At 65.8% G+C, this 21,881-nt stretch carries 17 protein-coding genes and 1 pseudogene; 6 read left to right on the plus strand and 12 right to left on the minus strand.

Features of this window, described 5'->3' with window-relative positions; all coding sequences use genetic code 11:
- Positions 1–70 precede the first annotated feature (70 nt).
- Positions 71–358 (minus strand): hypothetical protein, encoded by a 288-nt coding sequence (locus B0E49_RS05640; RefSeq protein ID WP_077561051.1) that lies wholly within the window; start codon positions 356–358, stop codon positions 71–73.
- 26 nt (positions 359–384) lie between these two features.
- Positions 385–789, minus strand: coding sequence for a hypothetical protein (locus B0E49_RS05645; protein WP_077561053.1), 405 nt, complete (start codon positions 787–789; stop codon positions 385–387).
- Between the two features lie 165 nt (positions 790–954).
- Here B0E49_RS05645 and map point away from each other — a divergent pair, with 165 nt between their 5' ends.
- Both map and B0E49_RS05655 read left to right on the plus strand, forming a co-directional pair.
- Positions 955–1,788, plus strand: a complete 834-nt coding sequence (gene map, locus B0E49_RS05650) for a type I methionyl aminopeptidase (protein ID WP_077561055.1) — start codon at positions 955–957, stop codon at positions 1,786–1,788.
- Complete coding sequence (locus tag B0E49_RS05655; RefSeq protein WP_077561057.1) at positions 1,781–4,456, plus strand: [protein-PII] uridylyltransferase; 2,676 nt, start codon at positions 1,781–1,783, stop codon at positions 4,454–4,456. Before map ends, B0E49_RS05655 begins: the two co-directional genes overlap by 8 nt.
- An 8-nt stretch (positions 4,457–4,464) precedes the next feature.
- On the opposite strand, the gene def is transcribed toward B0E49_RS05655, so the two are convergent.
- The 3 genes from def to B0E49_RS05670 all read right to left on the minus strand — a co-directional run bounded on the left by def (position 4,465) and on the right by B0E49_RS05670 (position 7,522).
- Entirely contained in the window at positions 4,465–5,004 is a 540-nt protein-coding gene (gene def / locus B0E49_RS05660; RefSeq protein ID WP_077561058.1) for a peptide deformylase, read from the minus strand.
- A gap of 18 nt (positions 5,005–5,022) precedes the next feature.
- Positions 5,023–5,919: an SDR family oxidoreductase gene (locus tag B0E49_RS05665; RefSeq protein WP_077561060.1), complete on the minus strand. Its 897-nt coding sequence runs from the start codon at positions 5,917–5,919 to the stop codon at positions 5,023–5,025.
- A 226-nt stretch (positions 5,920–6,145) separates the two neighbouring features.
- Entirely contained in the window at positions 6,146–7,522 is a 1,377-nt protein-coding gene (locus tag B0E49_RS05670) for an FAD-binding oxidoreductase (protein ID WP_077561062.1), read from the minus strand.
- 248 nt (positions 7,523–7,770) lie between these two features.
- On the opposite strand from B0E49_RS05670, the gene B0E49_RS05675 reads away from it, so the two are divergent.
- The 3 genes from B0E49_RS05675 to B0E49_RS05685 all read left to right on the plus strand — a co-directional run bounded on the left by B0E49_RS05675 (position 7,771) and on the right by B0E49_RS05685 (position 11,834).
- Positions 7,771–8,028: a DUF4242 domain-containing protein gene (locus tag B0E49_RS05675; protein WP_077561064.1), complete on the plus strand. Its 258-nt coding sequence runs from the start codon at positions 7,771–7,773 to the stop codon at positions 8,026–8,028.
- Between the two features lie 74 nt (positions 8,029–8,102).
- Positions 8,103–11,246, plus strand: a complete 3,144-nt coding sequence (locus B0E49_RS05680) for an AAA family ATPase (protein WP_168175010.1) — start codon at positions 8,103–8,105, stop codon at positions 11,244–11,246.
- A gap of 108 nt (positions 11,247–11,354) precedes the next feature.
- On the plus strand, positions 11,355–11,834 hold the full coding sequence (locus B0E49_RS05685; protein WP_174571070.1) for a cache domain-containing protein: 480 nt from the start codon (positions 11,355–11,357) through the stop codon (positions 11,832–11,834).
- Positions 11,835–11,862: 28 nt separating this feature from the next.
- Here the strand turns inward: B0E49_RS05685 and B0E49_RS05690 are convergent, their stop codons facing one another.
- Both B0E49_RS05690 and B0E49_RS20845 read right to left on the minus strand, forming a co-directional pair.
- Positions 11,863–12,072, minus strand: coding sequence for a DUF1059 domain-containing protein (locus B0E49_RS05690; protein ID WP_077561070.1), 210 nt, complete (start codon positions 12,070–12,072; stop codon positions 11,863–11,865).
- Positions 12,073–12,283: 211 nt separating this feature from the next.
- Positions 12,284–12,499, minus strand: coding sequence for a hypothetical protein (locus B0E49_RS20845; RefSeq protein ID WP_286137823.1), 216 nt, complete (start codon positions 12,497–12,499; stop codon positions 12,284–12,286).
- Between B0E49_RS20845 and B0E49_RS20850 the strand changes: the two are divergent.
- A pseudogene (locus tag B0E49_RS20850) lies at positions 12,431–12,640 on the plus strand (protein-L-isoaspartate O-methyltransferase family protein); the annotation flags it as partial. The gene B0E49_RS20845 and the pseudogene B0E49_RS20850 overlap by 69 nt on opposite strands.
- Positions 12,641–12,715: 75 nt before the next feature.
- On the opposite strand, the gene chrA reads toward B0E49_RS20850, so the two are convergent.
- The 5 genes from chrA to B0E49_RS05720 all read right to left on the minus strand — a co-directional run bounded on the left by chrA (position 12,716) and on the right by B0E49_RS05720 (position 21,760).
- Positions 12,716–13,939, minus strand: a complete 1,224-nt coding sequence (chrA, locus tag B0E49_RS05700) for a chromate efflux transporter (protein WP_077561286.1) — start codon at positions 13,937–13,939, stop codon at positions 12,716–12,718.
- 29 nt (positions 13,940–13,968) lie between these two features.
- Positions 13,969–16,041, minus strand: coding sequence for an NAD-dependent DNA ligase LigA (gene ligA, locus B0E49_RS05705; RefSeq protein WP_077561072.1), 2,073 nt, complete (start codon positions 16,039–16,041; stop codon positions 13,969–13,971).
- Between the two features lie 26 nt (positions 16,042–16,067).
- Positions 16,068–17,123, minus strand: a complete 1,056-nt coding sequence (locus B0E49_RS05710; RefSeq protein WP_077561074.1) for a cell division protein ZipA C-terminal FtsZ-binding domain-containing protein — start codon at positions 17,121–17,123, stop codon at positions 16,068–16,070.
- Positions 17,124–17,140: 17 nt separating this feature from the next.
- Positions 17,141–20,656, minus strand: a complete 3,516-nt coding sequence (gene smc, locus B0E49_RS05715; RefSeq protein ID WP_077561076.1) for a chromosome segregation protein SMC — start codon at positions 20,654–20,656, stop codon at positions 17,141–17,143.
- A 258-nt stretch (positions 20,657–20,914) separates the two neighbouring features.
- Positions 20,915–21,760 carry an undecaprenyl-diphosphate phosphatase gene (locus B0E49_RS05720; protein ID WP_077561078.1) on the minus strand — a complete coding sequence of 282 codons (846 nt, stop codon included), beginning with the start codon at positions 21,758–21,760 and terminating at the stop codon, positions 20,915–20,917.
- Between the last annotated feature and the right edge of the window lie 121 nt (positions 21,761–21,881).

The following is a 21,881-nucleotide window of genomic DNA, read 5'->3' on the forward strand; positions in this document are numbered from 1 at the left end:
GACGGTGGACGGGCCATCCGTTGAAACTCCCTATTTTACGCGGGCCACCAATAGTCCAAGGCCTGTTGCATTAGCCACCGGACTTTTTGAAGATGACAAACAGGACCAACAGTACAACGGTCCAGACCATGGCAATCAGGATCGGATGCCAAGTCTTTGCGGGCTGGCGAAACTCATCGTCGTAGGTTGAATCCCGCCGGCGCTGCGCGTTGGATCGGGAGTCTCGAAACTGCTTCGGGAAGTAGCGAGGGTCGGGAGTCTGCTGCTTGCGCTTGCTCCTCCATAGATTCCATTTGGGTCTTAGATCAGCTCGCTGACGCTGGATATCCCGATACCAATCCCTGTCATCAAGGCTCATATTCAATTCCCCTTGTTGAAAGTCATCTACTGCATGGAGCAGCCCAATCGCTGCTGCTCGGCACGAATGCCCTTCCAACGCATCTGGTCCGTATTGATGATCTCTATCGGCTGCAACTGCCGGTTCTCATAACGGCTCCATATCTCGGCCCGCTCCGCATGCAACTGGAGGCAGCGGGTATTTCGCTCGACCTGCTGAGCCTGGGCTTGCCGCTGCGCCGCCGCCGAGGCAGCGTTTACTTCGCCCTTGGCAAGGTTGATTTGCTGTTCAAACGGCATTCCATCCGGAACGCTGACAATCCGCTCGATAAAGGCTTGGTGCTGGTTGCAATGGGCCTTGGACCAAAAGGTGCTGTCGTTGTAGGCCTTACACAAGTAGATAGTGTCAGCCTGTGCTGCTGCCGACAGCAGCAGCACTGCAAATAAAAGCATTCTCACTACTCCGCCCTCCCCTTTGATCAAAGTTTACTGGATGTAAGAGGGCCGTACGGTGGCCTGCAGGCTGCGACTCGTCGTCATCACGAATCATTTACGCGCTCGTCGAACTGACGCACCGGCTACCTGCGGGCAAAGTCACCCAGTGGGATAATTGCGGCCATGAGCATTACCTACAAAGATGAAGAAGGCATCCGCGGCATGCGCGTTGCCGGAAGACTGGCCTCCGAGTTGCTGGACTACCTGACGCCGCACGTGAAAGTCGGTGTCACCACGAATGAGCTGGACAAGCTGGCGTACGACTACATCACCCAGGTGCAGGAGGCGATTCCGGCACCGCTGAACTACACCGGCGGCGGCAACATCCCCTACCCCAAGTCAATCTGCACCTCGGTCAACCATCAGGTGTGCCACGGCATCCCCAACGACAAGCCGTTGAAAAAGGGCGACAGCGTCAACATCGACGTGACCGTGATCAAAAACGGCTGGCACGGCGACACCAGCCGCATGTTCATCGTGGGCGAAGGCTCCATCCTGGCCAGGCGGCTGTCGGCGCTGACGTACGAGGCGATGTGGCATGGCATCGAAATGGTCAGGCCCGGCATCCATCTGGGCGATATTGGCCACGTCATCCAGCGCTTTGCCGAGAGCAACGGCTTTTCCGTGGTGCGCGAATTTTGCGGCCACGGCATTGGCCGGGTGTTCCATGAAGAGCCGCAGGTGCTGCATTATGGCAAGCCCGGCACCATGGAGATGCTGAAAACCGGCATGACCTTCACCATCGAGCCGATGATCAATGCGGGCAAAAAGGAAATCAAGGAAGGCCCGGAAAAAGACGGCTGGAGCATTGTGACCAAGGACCATTCGCTGTCGGCCCAGTGGGAGCACACCATTCTGGTCACCGAGACCGGCTACGAGGTGCTCACGCTCTCCGCGGGCAGCCCGCCGCCGCCGCCTTTTGTCAACGCACAGGTCAACGCACAGGCGAATGCCTGACCTGCAAACCCTTCGAGACGACTACCGTCTCCAGAAAGCCGCGCTGTTCCAGTCGGTGCGCACCAGCGGCGCATCCACGCGCGGCATTCACAGCGTGCTGCACAAGCTGGCCCGCCAGGCCGACGCCCTGCTCCAGGCCCTGTGGCAGATGGCGGCGTTCTCCGACCAGCTGGCGTTGGTCGCGGTCGGTGGCTACGGGCGCGGCGAGCTGTTTCCGTACTCGGATGTGGACGTGGTGCTGCTGCTGCCCGATGACCTGAATCCCGACGACAACGCACCGCTCAAGCGGCAGATCGAGGCCTTCATCGGCAGTTGCTGGGACACCGGGCTGGAGATCGGCTCGAGCGTGCGCACGGTGTCGGACTGCGTGGCCGAAGCCGCCAAGGACGTGACGGTGCAGACCTCGCTGCTGGAGTCGCGCCTGGTCACCGGCAGCAAAACCCTGTTTGCGGAATTTGGCCGGCGCTTTGACGCCGCGATGGATCCCGCGGCGTTCTTCGTGGCCAAGACGCTGGAGCTGCGCCAGCGCCACACCAAGTTCGAGAACACGCCCTACGCGCTGGAGCCCAACTGCAAGGAGTCGCCCGGCGGCCTGCGCGACCTGCAGGTGATCCTGTGGGTGGCCAGGGCGGCCGGCCTGGGCAAGAGCTGGGACGAACTGGCAAGAGGTGGCCTGGCGACGGCGTTCGAGGCCCGGCAGATCAAGCGCAACGAGGCGCTCTTGTGCCTGATCCGCGCGCGGCTGCACCTGCTGGCGCATCGGCGCGAAGACCGCCTGGTGTTCGATCTGCAAACCGCGGTGGCCGAGTCCTTCGGGTATGGAACCCCCACGCTCGGCACTGACGTGTCCTCGCTGCCCCCCGAGGGGGCTGTTTCGCCTAGGGGCGGCCCGTCGGCGAAACGGCCGGTTGTTCGTTCCAGCGAATCGCTGATGCGCCGCTACTACTGGGCGGCCAAGGCTGTGACCCAGCTCAACCAGATCCTGCTGCTGAACATCGAGGAGCGTTTGAGCCCGTCCGCGCACGAACTGCATCCGATCAACGAGCGCTTCTTCGAGAAGGCCGGCATGATCGAGGTGGCCAGCGACGATCTGTACGAGAAGCAGCCGCACGCGATTCTCGAAACCTTCCTGCTGTACGAAACCACGGTCGGCGTCAAGGGTCTGTCGGCCCGTACCCTGCGCGCGCTGTACAACGTGCGCGGCGTGATGGATGGCCAGTTTCGGCGTGACCCGGTGAATCGCGAAACCTTCAAGCGCATCCTGCAGCAGCCCGAAGGCATCACGCACGCCATGCGGCTGATGAACCAGACCTCGGTGCTGGGGCGCTACCTGTGGGTGTTTCGCCGCATCGTCGGCCAGATGCAGCACGACCTGTTCCATGTGTACACGGTGGACCAGCACATCCTGATGGTGCTGCGCAACGTGCGCCGTTTCTTCATCGCCGAGCATGCCCACGAATACCCGTTCTGCTCGCAGCTCGCCGCGGGCTGGGACAAGCCCTGGATTCTGTACACCGCCGCGCTGTTCCACGATATTGCCAAGGGCCGCGGTGGCGACCATTCCGAGCTGGGCGCCAGCGAAGTGCGGCGTTTTTGCCGCCAGCACGACATCGCCCGCGAAGACGCCAGGCTGATCGAATTCCTGGTCAGGGAACACCTCAGCATGAGCCGGATCGCGCAGAAGCAGGACCTGGGCGACCCCGACGTGATTGCGGCCTTTGCCAAACGCGTCGGCAACGAGCGCTACCTGACCGCGCTGTACCTGCTCACCGTGGCCGACATCCGCGGCACCAGCCCCAAGGTCTGGAACGCCTGGAAAGGCAAGCTGCTGGAAGACCTGTACCGGCTCGCGCTGCGCGTGCTGGGCGGCCGTGCACCCGACCCCGGTGCCGACATCGAGGCGCGCAAGCGCGAGGCGCTGGTGTTGCTGGCCCTGCACGCCGAACCCTTCGAGGCCTACAAGGCGCTGTGGGACACGCTCGACGTGGGCTACTTCATGCGCCACGACGCCGCCGACATTGCCTGGCACGCGCGCCAGCTGTCGCGCCACGTGGCGCGGCAAGCCGGCGCTGCCGCACCCGCCATGCCCAAGGCCATCGTGCGCGCGCGCCTGTCGCCGGTCGGCGAAGGCCTGCAGGTGCTGGTGTACACGCCGGACAAGCCCGACCTGTTCGCGCGCATCTGCGGTTATTTCGACCAGGCCAGCCTCAGCATTCTGGACGCCAAGGTGCACACCACGAGCAACGGCTTCGCGCTCGACACCTTCCAGGTGGTCACCTCGTTTCTGCCGGAGCATTACCGCGAACTCGTCAGCATGGTGGAAGCCGGCGTGGCGCATGCCATCGAGCAGCCCGGTGAGCTGCCCGCCCCGAGCCGCGGCCGCGTGTCGCGCCGTGTCAGGAGCTTTCCCGTGACACCGCGCGTCGAGCTGGCCCCGGACGAGAAGGCGCAGCGCTGGCTGCTCAGCATCTCGGCCAGCGACCGCGTCGGCCTGCTTTATTCGGTGGCGCGCGTGCTGGCGCGCCACAAGCTGAATCTGCAACTGGCCAAGGTCACCACCCTGGGCGAGCGGGTCGAAGACACCTTCCTGATCGACGGGCCGGAGCTGCAGCACAACCGCGCGCAGATCGAGATTGAGACCGAATTGCTGGAAACCCTGAACGCCTGAAGCGGGGGTTAGTCATCCTGCCCGGCATCCAGCCCCGGAAACAGCACCTCGGTGAAGCCGAACTTCGTGAAGTCGCGCACCCGCATCGGGTACAGCTTGCCGATCAGGTGGTCGCATTCGTGCTGCACCACGCGCGCGTGAAAGCCCTCTGCCGTGCGATCAATAGCGTCGCCATATTGGTCGAACCCGGTGTAGCGGATGCGCGAGAAACGCGGCACCACGCCGCGCAGGCCGGGCACCGACAGGCAGCCTTCCCAGCCGTCCTCTTCCTCCGGCCCGAGCGGCGTGATGACCGGATTCAGCAACACCGTGCGCGGCACCAGCGGCGCATCGGGGTAGCGCGGGTTGACCTCGTCGGTACCAAAGATCACCAGTTGCAAATTCACCGCGATCTGCGGCGCGGCCAGTCCCGCGCCGTCGACGGCGTGCATGGTGTCGAACATGTCGGACACCAGCAAATGCAGCGCGTCGGTGTCGAACTCGGTCACGGGCTGGGCAATGCGCAGCAGGCGCGGGTCGCCCATTTTGAGGATTTCGCGAATGGTCATGGTGTGTATTGTGCTGCGCTATTCCTTGTCCTTGCGGTTCTGCGCCTCGATGCGCTCGCGCGCGGCCTGCCACTGTGCGTCGCTCCACTCGCGCAGCTCGTAGAAGTTGCCGCCGGTGGCGAGCGCGTTGCCGCCGTCCATCGTGATCGTCTGCCCGGTGAGCCAGTCGCACTGGCCGGGCGCCAGCAAAAACGCCGCCAGGTTCTGCAGCTCGCTCATATCGCCGGCGCGCGCCATCGGGTTGCGCTGCTTGCTGCGCGCACCGGGCTCCTCGCCCGGGCTGAGCCGTTTGCTCATGCCCTCGGTCGGAATCTCGCCGGGCGCCACGGCGTTCAGGCGGATGCCGTAGCGCGCCCACTCGACCGCGAGCGACTTGGTCATCACCTCGATCCCGGCCTTGCTCATCGCCGACGGCACCACATAGGGCGAGCCGTTGTCGACCCAGGTGACGACGATGCTCATCACGCTGCGGTAGGGCCGGCCCGGCTGCCAGGCGCCGGCCCTGGCCTCGGCGATCCAGCGCTTGCCGACTGCCTGCGTGACGTAAAAGCTGCCATGAAAAACGATGTTCGCAATGGCGTCGAATGCGCGTGGCGACAGGCTCTCGGTCGGCGCAATGAAGTTGCCGGCGGCGTTGTTCACCAGGCCCGTCAGCCCGCCGCTGTCCCACAGCGCCGCGACCATCGTTTCGACGTCCTGCGCATTGCGGATGTCGACGCCGAAGGTGTCGATGCGGCGTTTGGGAAACTGGTCACGCCATACCGCGGCGGTCTCGTAACAGACCTGCTTGCGCCGGCCGCAGATCGCCACGTCGGCGCCCAGCGACAGGAACTTCCCGGCCATCGCGCGCCCCAGCCCGGTGCCGCCGCCGGTGACGAGGATGCGCTGGCCGGCCATCAGGGTGGGCTGGAACATGATGCGTCTCCCAAAGAAGAGGTATGAATGCGCATCAATCTACGCTGCGGCGCCATGGCGGTCAATGGCTGAACCCACCCCGATTCCTGACGCTGCTAGTCGCGTCAGGGCGCTTTCCTGACGTACGTGGGCCGTCGAGACAAGGACGTGCAGGCCGCAGCAGGTGTGGTGCGCCTGGTGGCGACCTGAACGCCGCTGCCGCGGCGGATTCCGTGAAAACGCGCGGTCAGCCTGCCGGCTTGATGTTCTGGTTCACACGGAACAGGTTGCCGGGGTCGAACTTCTGCTTGACCGCGGCGAGCTTCGGGTAATGCTCCCGGTAGGTCGCCTGCACGCGCTCCTGGCCCTCGTCCATCATGAAGTTCACGTAGGCGCCGCCCGCCGAATAGGGGTGCAGCGCATCCCAGTAGTCCTTGCACCAGCGGGTGATGCTCTCGCGGTTCGCCGGATCGGGGTCCACGCCCACGATCACCATGGCCCATTTCGAGCTGCGGTAGCAGAACGCCGTGTCGTTGCGGCCCACCCGGTGTACGGCGCCATCGATCGGATAAAGATGCATCGAGGACTGCATCGTCGGCGCGCGCGGACCGTGTTCGACGTGCAGGGCAATCGCGGCGTCCGGCAGCTCGTCGACGAAGTCGGCGCGCCAGTACCATTGATGGCCGGGCGGATACAGGCCGTCAAAGGCACGCTGCAGCATCGGGTAGGGCAAGGCGTGAATGCCGTAGAGCGCAGGGCTCATGGCACGCACGGGTTCGAACACCTGCTCCGCCCGGGCCGGGTCGCCCGTGTAGCACCACACCACGCCGCACATCTTCTTCAGGTGCAGCGCCTCGGGGAACGGCGGCGCGGGCGGCACGGTCAGGAACAGGAAGAAGCCATTGAGTTCCGGCGGCGCACCGACGATGAAATCGCGGTACCAGCGCATGACCTCGGCCGCACGCTCCAGGGGCCAGAGGGTGGGACCCGCGACCACGTTGTCGACCGCATGCAGCTTGAACTCGAACGAGGTCACGACGCCGAAGTTGCCGCCGCCGCCGCGCACCGCCCAGAACAGCTCCTCGTTCTCCTTGCTGCCGGCCGTCACGAGTTGCCCGTTGGCCAGCACCATATCGACCGAGAGCAGGTTGTCGATGGTCAGGCCGAAGCGGCGCGACAGGTGCCCGATGCCGCCGCCCAGGGTCAGCCCACCGACACCGGTGGTCGAGATGATGCCGGCCGGCGTCGCCAGTCCGAAGGCGTGGGTGGCGTGATCGACATCGCCCCAGGTGCAGCCCCCCTCGACACGCATCGTGTGCGCCCTGGGATCGACGCGAATGCCGTGCAGCGCCGACAGGTCGAGCACCAGGCCGTCGTCGCACACGCCCAGGCCGGCGCCATTATGGGCGCCGCCGCGCACCGCGAGCAGCAGCGCGTGCTCGCGCGCGAAGTTGACCGTGGCGATCACGTCGGCCACATCGGCGCAGCGGGCGATCAGCCGCGGCCGCTTGTCGATCATGGCGTTGTAGACCTTGCGCGACGAATCGTAGGCGGCGTCGCCGGGTTCGATGAGAGCGCCGCGCAGTTGCGCCTTGTAAGCTTGCAATTGGGTATCGTTGAACATGGCAACTCCTGGTGGGTGGGAATCGAAAGTTCCGGTCGGTCCGGGGCGCCGACGTGAGTTCACTCTAGGAGATGCAGGGCGTGCGCACAATCCGCCGGATTGATCATTTTTTCAAGGCACCCGATGCCTTGGCCAATGGTCAAAATTGACTATCCCGGGACCGCTGGCGCGATGCGTTGACCGGGATTGCGGTTCGTCGCAGAATGTCTGGTGGACGGCCGGCGGCGGCCATCCAGGAGGTGCAAGCCATGCCACTGTTCCTGATCGAGCGCCAATTCGCCGACGCACTGCAACTTGATGATGCAGGTGTCGCGGCCGTCAAGCAGATCAACACCGATGTCGGCGTCAACTGGCTGATCTCGTTCCTGTCGGCTGATCGCAAGAAGACCTACTGCCTGTACGAGGCGCCCAGCGCTGACGCCATTCGCGAAGCGGCGCGACTGGCCCACCTGCCTGCCGACGTCGTGGTCGAGGTCAGCCGGATCCGTCCGGAGTCGTTCGCCTGACGGCCCGGCGGGGCGCCCAGCCCGGCGCTCATCCATTTCAGGCTTCACCGCCGCGATCAGGTCTGACGATGCCAATGCAATGCGCTCTCTGCGGCCGGGAAAATCGGCCTGCCGCACTCTTCTGCGATGGCTGCGGCGCGGCGCTGTGCGCGGACATTGGCACCACGTCCAGCGCAGAGGCGGCCCTTCAACCTGCGTCCGAATTGTTTGTCGGGCGCGAGCGCGAGCTGGCTGCCCTGGACGCCCTGCTGACGCGCGCGCTGGCCGGCTCGGGCGGCGCGGCGGCATTGGCCGGGGATCCAGGAATCGGCAAGACCCATACGGCGCAGATGCTGGCCCGGCGCGCCGCGGTGCGCGGCATGCAGGTTCTCTGGGGGCGCTGCAGCGAGGAGCCGGGAGCGCCTTCGTACTGGCCCTGGCTGGAAGTCATACAGGGCTGGCTCGATTCGCACGACGATATGGTGGTGCGCCGTACGCTGGCGCGCGCTGCGCCGGCGCTGGCAGAAATCCTCCCCGACGTCGCGCAGCGCTTTCCGGACCTCCCGCCGCTCCTGCCCACGACCGACCCATTGCAGACACGCTTCAGGCTGTTCCATGCGATCACGGAGTTCTGGAGGCGGGCGGCCCAGGAGCAGCCGCTGCTGCTGATTCTGGACAATCTCCATTGGGCGGACGCATCGTCACTGCGCCTGCTCGAGTTTCTCGCGCCGGATCTGGGCGCCTGCCACATGCTGGTCCTGGTGACCTACCGCGACATGGAGCTGTCGCGCCAGCACCCGCTGTCCGGCACGCTTGGCGAGCTGGCCCGGCACCGGCACTTTACGCGCCTGCGCCTGTCCGGCCTGAGCCGGGACGAGACAGCCCTCATGATGAAGCTCGCGGTTGGTGCCGCGGTCCCGCCGACGCTGCTCGACAGGGTGCACGGCCAGACCGAGGGCAATCCGCTGTTCGTGAGCGAAATGACACGACTGCTCGTGCAGGAACAGGCATTCGAAGGCGCGGCATGTGGCAGTTCAACCGCTTCGCATGCGGGCCGGCTGCTGCGCATCCCCGAAGGCATCAAGGAGGTCATCGGACAACGCCTGAACCGGCTCTCGGTGCAAGCCAATCAGGTGCTCACCTGCGCCGCCGTGATTGGACGCTCGTTCGATACTGCTTTGCTCGCGCGTCTGGTGGACGAGCTGGACGAGGACGCGTTGACCGGCGCGCTGGAGGAAGCGTTACGGGCGAATGTGATCGAGGCGCTGCCGACGACGCCTGGCCGCTATCACTTCGGGCATGCCCTTTTCAGGGAAATCCTCTATGACGAGATCGCGCTCCCGAAGCGCGGGCGTTTGCACCTGAAGGTGGGCCGTGCCCTGGAGGCCGCGCATCGCAACGATCCCGGGCGCCAGTTGCCGGCCCTGGCGCATCACTACTGGGCGGCCCTGCCCGGCGGCGATCCCGCGCTGGCGGTCGCGTACGCGCTGCGAGCGGCCGAGCAGGCCGACAGGCTGATGGCGCATGAAGAGGCGGTGCGCTACTACGGCCTGGCGCTGCAGGGCATGGATGCAGACACGGGCGTCGACGCCGTGTCGCGCTGCCGGGTACTCAACGCGCTGGGTGAAGCTCATGCCAGAGGCGGCGAATACCTGCAGGCGCGCGAGGTATTCGAGCAGGCGGCACATCTGGCGAGGGACGCGGGCAACAGCCACGAGCTGGCACGCGCCTCGCTCGGATTCGAGGCTGCGAGCTGGGCACCCGGCCTGCCGGGCGTTGCCGCCGCCCGCCTGCTGCGCGAGGCGCTCGTCACGCTGGATAGCGGGGAGCTGTCCCTGATGGTTCAGTTGTTGAGCGCGCTCTCACGGGCCCTGATCTTCAGCGGTGAGGAAGCCCAGGCGATGAAGGTACTCGAACAGGCGCTGGCGATGGCCAGGCGCACGAACGATCCGTCAACCCTGGCCACGACACTGATTGCAACGCTGTCGGCGCGGTGGCAGCACGAACGGACCTCACAGAGGATGGACAACGCCGAGGAGGCATTGCGCCTGGCCACGCAAGCGGGCGACCGGCTGCTGATGTCACAGGCCGCCGCGTGGCGCATGTTCGATCATTTCGAGCTGGGCGACATGGAGAGCTGGCGAGCCGGCCTGGCGGCCTACGAGCGTGATGCGGATGAATTGCGCCAGCCCTTCCTGCAGTATGTGGGGGCCTGCTCGCGCACCATGCATGCGCTGTTCGAGGGGCGCTTCGCGCAGGTCGAGGCGCTCGCGCAGCGCACCCTGCAGATTGGCGACCGCATGCCCGGTCTGGACGCGGCAGGCGTGTACGGTGTGCAGATGTTCACGCTGCGCCGCGAACAGGGCCGCCTGCCCGAGGTGGCGCCGCTGTTGCAGCACCTTGTCACGGCGACCGGGCAAGCCAACGTCTGGCGGCCCGGGCTTGCGCTGATCTACGCCGAGCTGGGCCAGCTGGACGCCGCACGAGGCGAGTTCAATGAGCTGGCAGCAGATGGCTTTGCCGGGCTGGCGCACGATGGTGTCTGGTTGGCGAGTCTGGCCTACCTCGCCCATGTGTGCTGCACGCTGCACGATACGGACAGCGCCGCGGCACTTTATCGATGGCTGGCGCCCTATGAAGGACGCAACCTGCTGGCCGGAACCTCGATCGCCTGCTTTGGCGCGGCCGACCTGCTCCTTGGGATGTTGTGCACCACTCTGGGCCGCGAAGAGGACGCCGAGCGCCACTACAAGACCGCCCTGGCCATGAATGAGCGCCAGGGCGCGCGTCCTGCATTGGCGCGAACCCGTCATCAGTACGCAGTGATGTTGATATCCCGGCATGGACCGGGCGATCGGCAGCAAGCGCAGGCGCTGCTGGAGGCCGCGCTCGTCGAAGCCAGCGCACTGGGAATGGCATCGCTGCGCACGCAAATCGAGAGCTGCCGGCGGGAATCGACACCCGATTCAGCCGCTCTGGACTATCCCGCTGGCTTGAGCGAGCGCGAGGCGCAGGTATTGCGGCTGGTCGCGGCCGGGCGCGGCAACCGGGACATTGCCAGCGCGCTGTTTGTCAGCCCGAACACCGTGGCCAACCACATTCGGAGCATCCTGAGCAAAACCCGATCGGCGAACCGGACCGAAGCCGCAGCGTTTGCGATCCACCATGGGATGTTGAAGCCGCGCGCCAGGTCGTCGGCCGGCGCGGAACAGGATCGGCCCGAAGGCACGCGCACTTGAATTTGTGTCGCGGCAAGACTAAAAAACGCAATGGCGCCGCCAGTTCGCGCGTTCGCCCCACAGGTCGAGCCTTACGGGGCTTTTTCCACATCGGCCAAGGAGAAATCGATGCTTAAGCAAGTCCTGGTTTGCACTGCGTTGGCCGCCTCGGCGATGGTCAACCCCGCCAATGCGCAGCAGTCCCCACCGGCATCTGACAGAGCCATGCAGGTTGAAATGCTGGTCAACAAGGCCGCAGCACTGATCGACAGCAAAGGCAAGGCGGCATTTTCCGAGTTCAGGGTGAAGGACTCGGAGTGGTTTCACGGCGATACCTATTTGTTTGTCTACGATCTGCAGGCAAATGTCCTGTTGAATCCTGCTTTCCCGGCCCGCGAGGGAACGCGGGTCACCGGGCAGAAAGATGCCAACGGCAAGTTATTTCATGATGCCATGATTCAGACGGCCGAAACCAGGGGCTCTGGATGGGTTGACTACATGTTTCCAAAACCCGGGCAGACCCAGCCATCGCAGAAATGGGCCTACGTGAAGGCGGTCAAGATCGATGGAACCCCGGGCCTGGTCGCTTCGGGCTTCTACGCCCAATAGCCTCTGGCGAAGCCATTTGCGCCGTCCGCTACTTGCGCGGAGCTTCGATCGGCGGGCTGCCTTCCTTGAACAGTTTCTGCAGCTGGGAGCGCAGTTCCGGTGTGTCCTGATGCTGATGCACCGCCACGGCATGCTGCACGGCGGCGGCAAGCAACTCCTTGTCCGTGTCGGCACAGAGCGCGACCGTGCAATTCATCTCGCTCGGATATTCCCGGCAGTCAATGTATTTACGTGTCATTTCAACCTCCACATCAGGTCAATGATTGATGAGACTCGGGTTGGCGCGCAGTGCGATGGAGGTGATGTCCAGCCCGGACGGATCACCCCTACGGATAACGCCGCGATTTTGTTTATAGCCCGGCAATCTCCGTCCGCAATACCGCATTTGCGCGACGGCAAACGCGCAGCGCTCACAGGGCCTTGCTCTCACGCCGCAGGCGAGCGCAGGATCAACCCGTCAGCGCCGCTTCTCCAGAGGCCACCATGACCGAACCGGATTTCCAGGACCTGCGCCAGTCCATGCTTGCGGAAATCGCCGCAAAGTCGATTTTTGCCAATAGCTCATTGAAGAGCTGGCTACGCAGGCGCGGCAACGACTGGCCCGGCAGCGTTATGCCAGCGTCGAGATCAGAATCGGGAATGGCCGCGCCGGGTGGCCGGAGCACGCGCCGTTCGACAAGGTGATGGTCACGGCGGCGCCCGAGCTGATTCCAGCGCCGCTCATCTACCAGCTGAAACCCGGCGGCAAGATGGTGATACCGGCCGGCCTGCCCGATGAGCAGCAGCTCATCCTGGTCGACAAGGACGCCAGCGGTGCGGTGTCGACCCGGGAGATCCTGCCCGTGCGGTTCTCGCTGCTCGAGGACGCCGAATCCGGCTCATCAGGGCATCACAGCTGCCAGCAGCCCGCCCGCCGCGCCGCTGCCCAGCACCACCAGCCACGGCGGCAGCTTCCAGGCCATCAGGGCCACCAGGGCAACCAGCGCCAGCGCGAAGTCCTGCGGCCGCCCGATGGCACTGGTCCAGACCGGGCGGTACAGCGCGGCCAGCAGCAGGCCGACCACCGCCGCGTTGACGCCGGCGAGCGCCGCCTGGGTGCGAACGCTGTGGCGCAGGGGCTCCCAGAACGGCAAGGTGCCGATGACCAGCAGGAACGAGGGCAAGAAGATCGCGATCAGGCACAGCGCGGCGCCGATCCAGCCATTCGGGGCACTGTGCATCGAGGCGCCCAGAAACGCCGCAAAGGTGAACAGCGGGCCGGGCACCGCCTGCGCCGCGCCATAGCCCGCGAGAAAGGTTTCGTTCGTGACCCAGCCGCTGGGCACCACCGCGGCCTGCAGCAGCGGCAGCACGACGTGGCCGCCGCCAAAGACCAGCGAGCCGGCGCGGTAGAAGGCGTTGATCAGGCCCAGCGCCTGGTTCGGCCAGACGTCCAGCCCGATCGGCAAGCCCACCAGCAGCGCGAAAAACAGCCCCAGCAGCACGGCGCCGGTGCGGCGGCTGACCGAGATCGGCAGCGCATCATGCGTGCCGCCCAAGGCAGGTTTGAAGCACAGCAGGCCGAGCACGGCGGCCGCGGCGATCACGCCGACCTGCCCCGCGGCCGTCGGCCACAGCAGCACGATGCCGGCGGCCGCCAGGGCGATGCCGATGCGTGCCGCATCGGTGCACAGTTTGCGGGCCATGCCCCATACGGCCTGGGCCACGACGGCGACGGCGACCACCTTCAAGCCGTGCAGGATGCCGGCTGGCAGTGCGTCGCCCCAGGCGGACAGCCCGAGCGCGAACAGCGTGAGTCCGATGGCCGACGGCAGCGTGAAGCCGGTCCACGCGGCCAGCGCTCCCGGCAAGCCAGCCCGCGAGAGCCCGATCGCGATGCCGACCTGGCTGCTGGCCGGGCCGGGCAAAAACTGGCACAGCGCCACCAGATCGACGAAGCTGCGCTCGCTGAGCCAGCGCCGGCGCGTGACGAATTCGGCGCGGAAGTAGCCCAGGTGCGCGATCGGGCCGCCGAACGAGGTCAGCCCCAGGCGCAGGAACACGAGAAACACCGTCCAGGCGTTGTCGCGGCCGCGTTCCCCGATGTCGATGTCTGTCGACTGCATGGCCATCGACGTTGGATGCAACGGCCGCTTCAGGCCGGGGCGTTCAGCAAGGCCAGCAAACCGGCCTCGTCGAGCACCGCGACCTCGAGCTCCTGCGCCTTGGCCAGCTTGCTGCCGGCCTCGGTCCCGGCCACCACGTAGCTGGTTTTCTTGCTGACCGATCCCGCCACCTTGCCGCCGGCGGCTTCGATCAGGTCCTTGGCCTGGTCGCGGGTCAGCGTGGGCAGGGTCCCCGTGATGACAAAGGTTTTTCCGGCGAATGGCTGCGGCGCCACGGGAGCGGGCTCGCCCTCCTCCCAGGTCACGCCGCAGGCGCGCAACTGTTCGACCACCTCGCGGTTGTGCGGCTGCTCGAAAAAGGTGCGGATGCTGCTGGCGACGATCGGGCCGACATCGCCCACCTGCAACAACTGCTCCTCGGTGGCGTCCATGACGGCATCGAGCTTGCCGAAATGGCGCGCCAAGGCTTTCGCCGTGGCCTCGCCGACATGCCGGATGCCAAGCCCGAACAGAAACCGCGGCAGCGTGGTCTGCTTCGATTTTTGTAGCGCATCGACGATATTCTGCGCGGACTTCTCGGCCATTCGATCCAGAGCGACGAGCGACGTCAGGCCCAGGCGGTACAGGTCGGGCAAGGTGCGGATGACGCCGCTGTCGACCAGTTGATCGACCAGCTTGTCCCCCAGGCCCTCGATTTCGACCGCGCGGCGCTGCGCGAAGTGCAGGATGGCCTGCTTGCGCTGCGCGCTGCAGAACAGGCCGCCGCTGCAGCGGTAGTCCACCTCGCCCTCCTCGCGCACCGCCGCCGAGCCGCAGACCGGGCAGTGCCGCGGCATGGTGAAGACCTTCGCACCGGGCGGGCGCCGCTCCGGCAGCACGCTCACGACCTCGGGAATGACGTCGCCGGCGCGGCGCACGATCACGGTGTCGCCAATGCGCACGTCCTTGCGGCGCGCCTCGTCCTCGTTGTGCAGGGTCGCGTTGGTCACGGTCACGCCGCCGACGAACACGGGCGCCAGCCTGGCCACGGGCGTGAGCTTGCCGGTGCGCCCGACCTGCACCTCGATGCCGAGCACCGTGGTGAGCTGCTCCTGCGCCGGATATTTGTGCGCCACCGCCCAGCGCGGCTCGCGCGTGACAAAGCCGAGCCGCTGTTGCAGCGCCAGGCTGTTGACCTTGTACACCACGCCGTCGATGTCGAACGGCAGTTGGTCGCGCTGACTGCCGATGGCCTGGTGGTACGCTACTAATTCAGTAGCGTCATGTGCAATCTGCACCTGGGCTGCGACCGGAAAACCCCATGATTTGAGGGTTTGCAGCAGCTCGTAGTGGGTCCGGAATTCGGGGCCGCCCTGGTTGGGGGGCGTGACTTCGCCCAGGCCGTAGGCAAAGAAGCTCAGCGGCCGCTGCGCCGCGATCGCGGGGTCGAGCTGGCGCACCGCGCCGGCGGCGGCGTTGCGCGGGTTGACAAAGGTCTTCTCGCCCTTGTCGCGCTGCTTCGCATTGAGCGCTTCGAAGTCGTCGCGGCGCATGAAAATCTCGCCGCGCACCTCGAGAACGGAGGGCACGCCACTGGGTAGCCGTAAAGGAATTTGCCCGATGGTGCGGATGTTCTGCGTCACGTCTTCGCCCACTTCGCCGTCGCCGCGCGTGGCGGCCTGCACGAGCATGCCGGCCTCGTAGCGCAGGTTCATCGCCAGGCCGTCGAACTTGAGTTCGGCCACGTATTCAACGGGGGGATCGTCCAGCGTCAGGCCCAGCTCGCGCCGCACGCGCGCATCGAAGCTGATGGCGCCCGTGGGTTCGGTGTCGGTCTCGGTGCGCAGGCTCAGCATCGGCACGGCGTGGCGCACGCTGGCGAACTGGTCGAGCGGCTTGCCCCCCACGCGCTGGGTCGGCGAATCGGGGCGCAAGAGTTCGGGACGAGCGGCCTCCAGCGCCTGCAGCTCGCGAAACAGGCGGTCGTATTCGGCGTCCGGGATTTCGGGTTCGTCGAGCACGTAGTAGCGGTGCGCGTGGTGGTGCAGCTGGCGGCGCAGCGCCTCGATGCGCGCGGCGGCGGAGTCCGGCTCGGGCGCCGCAAACAAATCGGTGTGTGCCATGGCGGAACGCGGCGGCAGGCGCCGGCTCAGGAGAACAGGCGGCGCGCCAGCGCGGAGCCGGCCGACAGGTCGCGTGCGTCCAGCGTGTCGTACAGCTGCTCCAGGTCGGTGCCGATCACGTCCATGGCCTCGGGCACCAGCGGCTGGCCGTTGTCGTCGGTGACAATGCCGTCCATCGCCGCGCACAGGGCCGCGGCCGCCTCGCGCATGCGCGTGAAGGGCTGCTCGCCGCGATCCACCTGCGGCACATCCAGGCTGAGCGTGACTTCGCGCAGCGCCGACTGCGCCGGGTCGTCGGCCATGGCGGCCTGGGTATCGAACGCCAGCCCGAGCAGGGGCGGCAGGCCGGCCGTGCTCGCGGGCAGCACCATGCGGCCCGGAATCACGCCCGGTACAAAGCCCAGGCGCGCCGCGTTCTGCTGCACGTAGCCGGGGCTCCAGGCGGCACGCTGCGCGCGCAGCGAGAAACCGAGCTGCGCGTCGTGATCGCTGGCGAACTGGTCGAGCTCGCGCGCACGGGCCACCTCATCGAGCATTTCAGGGAACTCGGGCGCGCCATTGACCGCGTCGGCAAAGGCCTGCGCCTTCATCACGAACTCGGAGTATTCGATCTCGTTGAGGGCGCCGGTGCGATTCGCCAGTTGCACACCGGCCTGGAAGGCGCTGTAGCGCTGGCCCGGCGCCGGTGTTTCCCAGTGCTGGGCGGCCTCGTTGAAGCCTTCGATCGCAAACGGCTTGCTGCCGGCGCGCCGCGTGGGCGGCATGGCGGCCAGTGCGGCGTCCCCCGAGACGGGGGCGTCCAGCGCAATCGGTGCGATGACGTCAATCAGGGCATCCATGCCCGGTTTCTTCTCGGGCACCGGCAGCGGGGGCGCCGCCAGGTCGTCATCGAAGGTGGGCTCGGTGCGCGACGGCTCGGTGCCGTCGGCCTGCGCGACACGACCAGCATGGCCCGCAGCGTCGCCGGCCTCGGGCAATGCCTGCCGGGGCGCGTTTCTGCGCGAGCTCCAGGTGCTGTGCGCCACCACACCGGCCAAGACCAGGCCTCCTGCGATGGCCAGACTGATTTGCAACGTGCTCATCTTCGGTTTCCTGCGGGTCAGGCCGCCTCGGCCATGGAGACGGCGGATTCCATATCCACCGCCACGATGCGCGAGACACCCTGCTCCTGCATGGTCACGCCGATCAATTGCTCGGCCATTTCCATCGCGATCTTGTTGTGACTGATGAAGAGGAACTGGGTTTCACGGCTCATGGCGCGCACCAGTTTCGCATAACGCTCGGTGTTGGCGTCGTCCAGCGGCGCATCGACCTCGTCGAGCAGGCAGAACGGCGCCGGGTTGAGCTGGAAGATCGCAAACACCAGCGCAATCGCGGTCAGGGCCTTTTCGCCGCCCGAGAGCAGGTGAATGGTCTGGTTCTTCTTGCCCGGCGGCTGGGCCAGCACCTGCACGCCCGAGTCGAGGATTTCCTCGCCGGTGATCACCAGCCGGGCGTTGCCGCCGCCGAACAGCTCGGGGAACATGCGGCCGAAATGCTCGTTCACGGTGTTGAAGGTGCCGGCCAGCAGTTCGCGGGTTTCGCTGTCGATCTTCTTGATGGCGTCTTCCAGTGTGGTCATGGCTTCCACCAGGTCGGCCGTCTGGGCATCCAGGAACTGCTTGCGTTCGCGCGAGGTGGTCAGTTCCTCGAGCGCGGCCAGGTTCACGGCCCCGAGCGCCGCGATGTCGCGGTGCAGGCGGTCGATCTCGCCCTGCATGCCGGGCAAACGCACGTTGCCATCCGCGACGGATTGGGCCACGGCGTCCAGGTCGGCCTGGGCATCGGCCAGCAGCTGGGTGTATTGCTCCAGCCCCAGGCGCGCGGCCTGCTCCTTGAGCTGGAAGTCGGTGATGCGCTGGCGCAGCGGGTCGAGTTCGCGCTCGAGCTGCAGACGGCGCTCGTCGCTGGCGCGCAGCTTGGTGGTCAGGTCGTCGTATTCGCTGCGCTTGGCGCCCAGTGCGGCTTCGCGCTCCAGCTTGAGCGCCAGCGCGCTCTGCAGGCCGGCCTGGGCCGCGGCGGCGGTCAGGCGGGTCAGCTCATCAAGGGCCTGCTGCTGCTCCTGCGCGATGCTCTGGGCCTGCTGGGCGGCCGTTTCCATGGCGCGGGCCAGTTCGGCCTTGCGCGACTCCAGGCTGCGCTGGGCAAACGTGGCCTCCTGGGCCTGGCGCTCCAGGCTGCGCTGCTGCTCGCGGCACTGCGTCAGCTGGCGCTCGGCCTCGATCACGCGCTCGTCGAGCTGCGCATGGCGCTCCTGGGTGTCGGCCAGCTGCATGTCGAGCTCTTCAAAGCGGCCTTCCGCGGTCACGCGGCGCTCCTGCAGGTCGCCCAGCTGGGCATCGACCTCGTGCAGGTCGGCGGCAATCTGCTCGCTGCGGGCGCGGGTCTGCTCGGCCAGCTGCGTCAGGCGCAGCGTCTCCACCTGCAGCTCATGCGCGCGGCTCTGGCTCTCGGCCGCCTCGCGCCGCGCTGCGATCAGCCGCTGCGACGCATCGGAATACGCGGCTTCGGCGCGCACCAGGGCCGAGCGGGACTCTTCGCTGATGAGTACCTGGGCCTTGAGCTGGCGCTCGAGGTTTTCAATTTCCTGGGCGCGCGCCAGCAGGCCCGCCTGCTCGGAGTCCTGCGCGTAAAAGCTCACGCTATGCAAGCTGACCGCATGCCCGGTCTTGACGTAAATCACCTCGCCCGGCTGCAATTGGGCGCGGCTGGCGAGCGCGTCTTCAAAGCTTGGCGCCGTGTAGCAGCCGTGCAGCCAGTCGGTCAGCAAGGCCTTCTGGCCCGCATCGTTCAGGCGCAGCAGGTCGGCCAGCCGGGGCAGCGCCGCTGCCTTCTCGGGCAGGGCTGCCTGCGGCGGGCTGTAGAAAGCCAGCTTGGCTGGCGGCGCGTCGGCACCGAACGAGCGCACCATGTCGAGCCGGCTCACCTCCAGCGCCCCCAGACGCTCGCGCAGCGCACCCTCCAGCGCGTTCTCCCAGCCCTGCTCGATATGGATCCGGCTCCACAGGCCCTGCAAGCCGTCCAGCCCATGCTTGGCCAGCCAGGGCTTGAGCTTGCCGTCGGTCTTGACCTTTTCCTGTAGGGCCTTGAGCGCCTCCAGGCGGGCCGACAGATCCGCCTGCTTGGCGGATTCGCTGTTCACCACCTGCTGCCGGGTGCGGCGGTCGTCATCGAGCTGCGGCACCGACTCCTGCAACTCGTGCAGGCGCGCGTCGGCCACGCTGGCCGCTTCCTGCGCGTTGGCCAGCTGGCTGTTCAGGTTGACCAGACGCGCTTCGTCGGGCGCCGCCAGCGCATTCTTGTCGGCGGCCAGACGCTCGCGGCGCTGATTCAGCTGGCGCGACTGCTCTTCAATGCTGCGCTGCTCCGCCGCCAGCACCTGGATTTGCTGCTGCACCTGGCCCACACTGCTGCGCTGCTCGTTGGCTTTGGTTTGCGCCTGGCGCAGCGCGTCTTCCAGATCGGGCAGGACCTGGGCCTGCTCCTCGACCTGCGCAGCCAGCAACTCGGCCTTTTCTTCGGCATCCTGTGCCTGCGCGGCCAGGGTTTCGGTCTCGGCGCGTGCATCGTCGCCGCGCGCGGCCCACTGCGCGGTTTGCTCTTTCAAGGTTGCCAGGCGCTGCTCGACGCGCTGGCGGCCCTCCACCACGAAGCGGATTTCGGCCTCCAGCCGCCCGACCTCGGCGCTGGCCTCGTACAGCAGGCCCTGCGACTGGTTGACCTGGTCACCGGCCGCGTAATGCGCCTGGCGAATGGTCTCCAGGTCGGCTTCGATGTGGCGCAGGTCGGCCAGCCGCGATTCGAGGTCGTTGACCGCCTTTTCGGCATCAAGCCGGACCCGGGCCTGGTCCGCTTCGCTCTCGGCGCGTTTCAGGAACCATTGCTGATGCTGCTTCAGGGTCACGTCCGACTGCAGCGTGTTGTACTTTTGCGCCACCTCTGCCTGCTTCTCCAGCTTTTCCAGGTTGGCATTGAGCTCGCGCAGGATGTCTTCGACGCGGGTCAGGTTCTCGCGCGTGTCCGACAGACGATTTTCGGTTTCGCGACGGCGCTCCTTGTACTTGGAAACCCCTGCGGCTTCCTCCAGAAACAGGCGCAGCTCTTCGGGTTTGGACTCGATGATGCGGCTGATCGTGCCCTGGCCGATGATGGCGTAGGCGCGCGGGCCCAGGCCGGTGCCGAGGAACACGTCCTGCACGTCGCGCCGGCGCACCGGCTGGTTGTTGATGTAGTAGCTGGAGGTGCCGTCGCGCGTCAGCACGCGCTTGACCGCGATCTCGGTGAACTGGCTCCACTGGCCGCCGGCGCGGTGGTCGGCGTTGTCGAACACCAGCTCCACGCTGGAGCGGCTGGCCGCCTTGCGCAGATTGGTGCCGTTGAAAATCACGTCCTGCATGGATTCGCCACGCAGCTCGGAGGCCCGACTTTCCCCCAGCACCCAGCGCACCGCGTCCATGATGTTGGACTTGCCGCAGCCGTTGGGCCCGACCACGCCCACCAGTTGCCCCGGCAGCAGGAAGTTGGTCGGCTCGGCGAAGGACTTGAACCCGGATAATTTGATGGAATTGAGACGCACGGACGGTTGACGCTGACGGATTGATTTGAACGGCGAACGGGCTGCAAGTCTGCATCCCGAATGGCCCTGTACAGGGTGTCATGATACCTTGCTGCTGCGAGGCAAAAGCGCTCAAAACGGGTGCAGGCCAGGCGTTGGTGACCGCGCAACTTATATCGGTTGGGTGCGGCCGCACTCACAGATTTTCATAATGTGGAGCGCCGCGTTCGGCCTGCTGATGCCCTGAGCGCCTGGCTGCGTACAGCTACTTCTCCGATTTCAATTCACCCACAACACAATCAGTGAGGCAACCAGGCAGTAGCCACCAAATAGATACCACTTGCCGCTCTCGAGCCAACTTGACAGCCAGCGAAGCGCCGCCAGACCTGCGATGAAGCTGAATACCATTCCGAGGAGGCCGGGGGCCGCCATGTGGATGAGGCTGGGAAAAGACGCTCCCGGCGCAATGCCTTGGTGCTTGACCAGTCGATACAATTCTTTCGCAACAACCGCAGGGGTTAAAACCACCGCAAGAGCAAAGCTGAACTCTTCGGCCCGACGGCGCGATACGCCAAGGACGAGGCCGGTGGAGATGGTGGCTCCGGAGCGTGAAAACCCCCGAAATGGCAGGCAAAGGCCCTGAACCGCGCCAATCAGGGTCGAAGATTTGAGTGAAAGCTCAACGCCTGATCGTTCCTTGATCCGTGAGGAGAGAATGATCAGCACCCCGCCCGCTGCCAATGCGGCTGCCATCAGCTTTGAATTCCCGAAGAGTTGCTCGATCTCAAAATGAGGGTCACCGTTGGCCACGATGTGCTTGATGAGGTATTGCAGCGTCAATCCAACAATGCCCGTTGCAACGGTGGCCGTGACGATCCCGATGAGATTGGTACGTCGCTCATGGGGTGATTTGAAGTACGTCTCGACCCAGTTCCGCCAGAAATAAGCGATGACGGCAAACATCGTGCCCGTATGCAACATGACCAAAAGCAGGGTCATGGCAGGCGCGGTTGGATCCAGGCCCATGAGCTTCTCGGCAACGATGACGTGTGCCGAACTTGAGACCGGCAGCAGTTCCGCCGCGCCTTGAACAATGGCCAATATCAATATTTGAAGAATGTCCATGATTTCCTGATGGCCGTCGCCATCTGCAGACGACCATGCGAGTGAATTGCCCCGGCTTTCGTCGCGGCGGGTTGGGTTAAGTTGATCCGGTGAAGCGGGTCGGCTCGGCGATTTGCCGATC

The sequence above is a fragment of the Polaromonas sp. C04 genome, assembly GCF_002002705.1.
Classification (GTDB): domain Bacteria; phylum Pseudomonadota; class Gammaproteobacteria; order Burkholderiales; family Burkholderiaceae_C; genus Rhodoferax_A.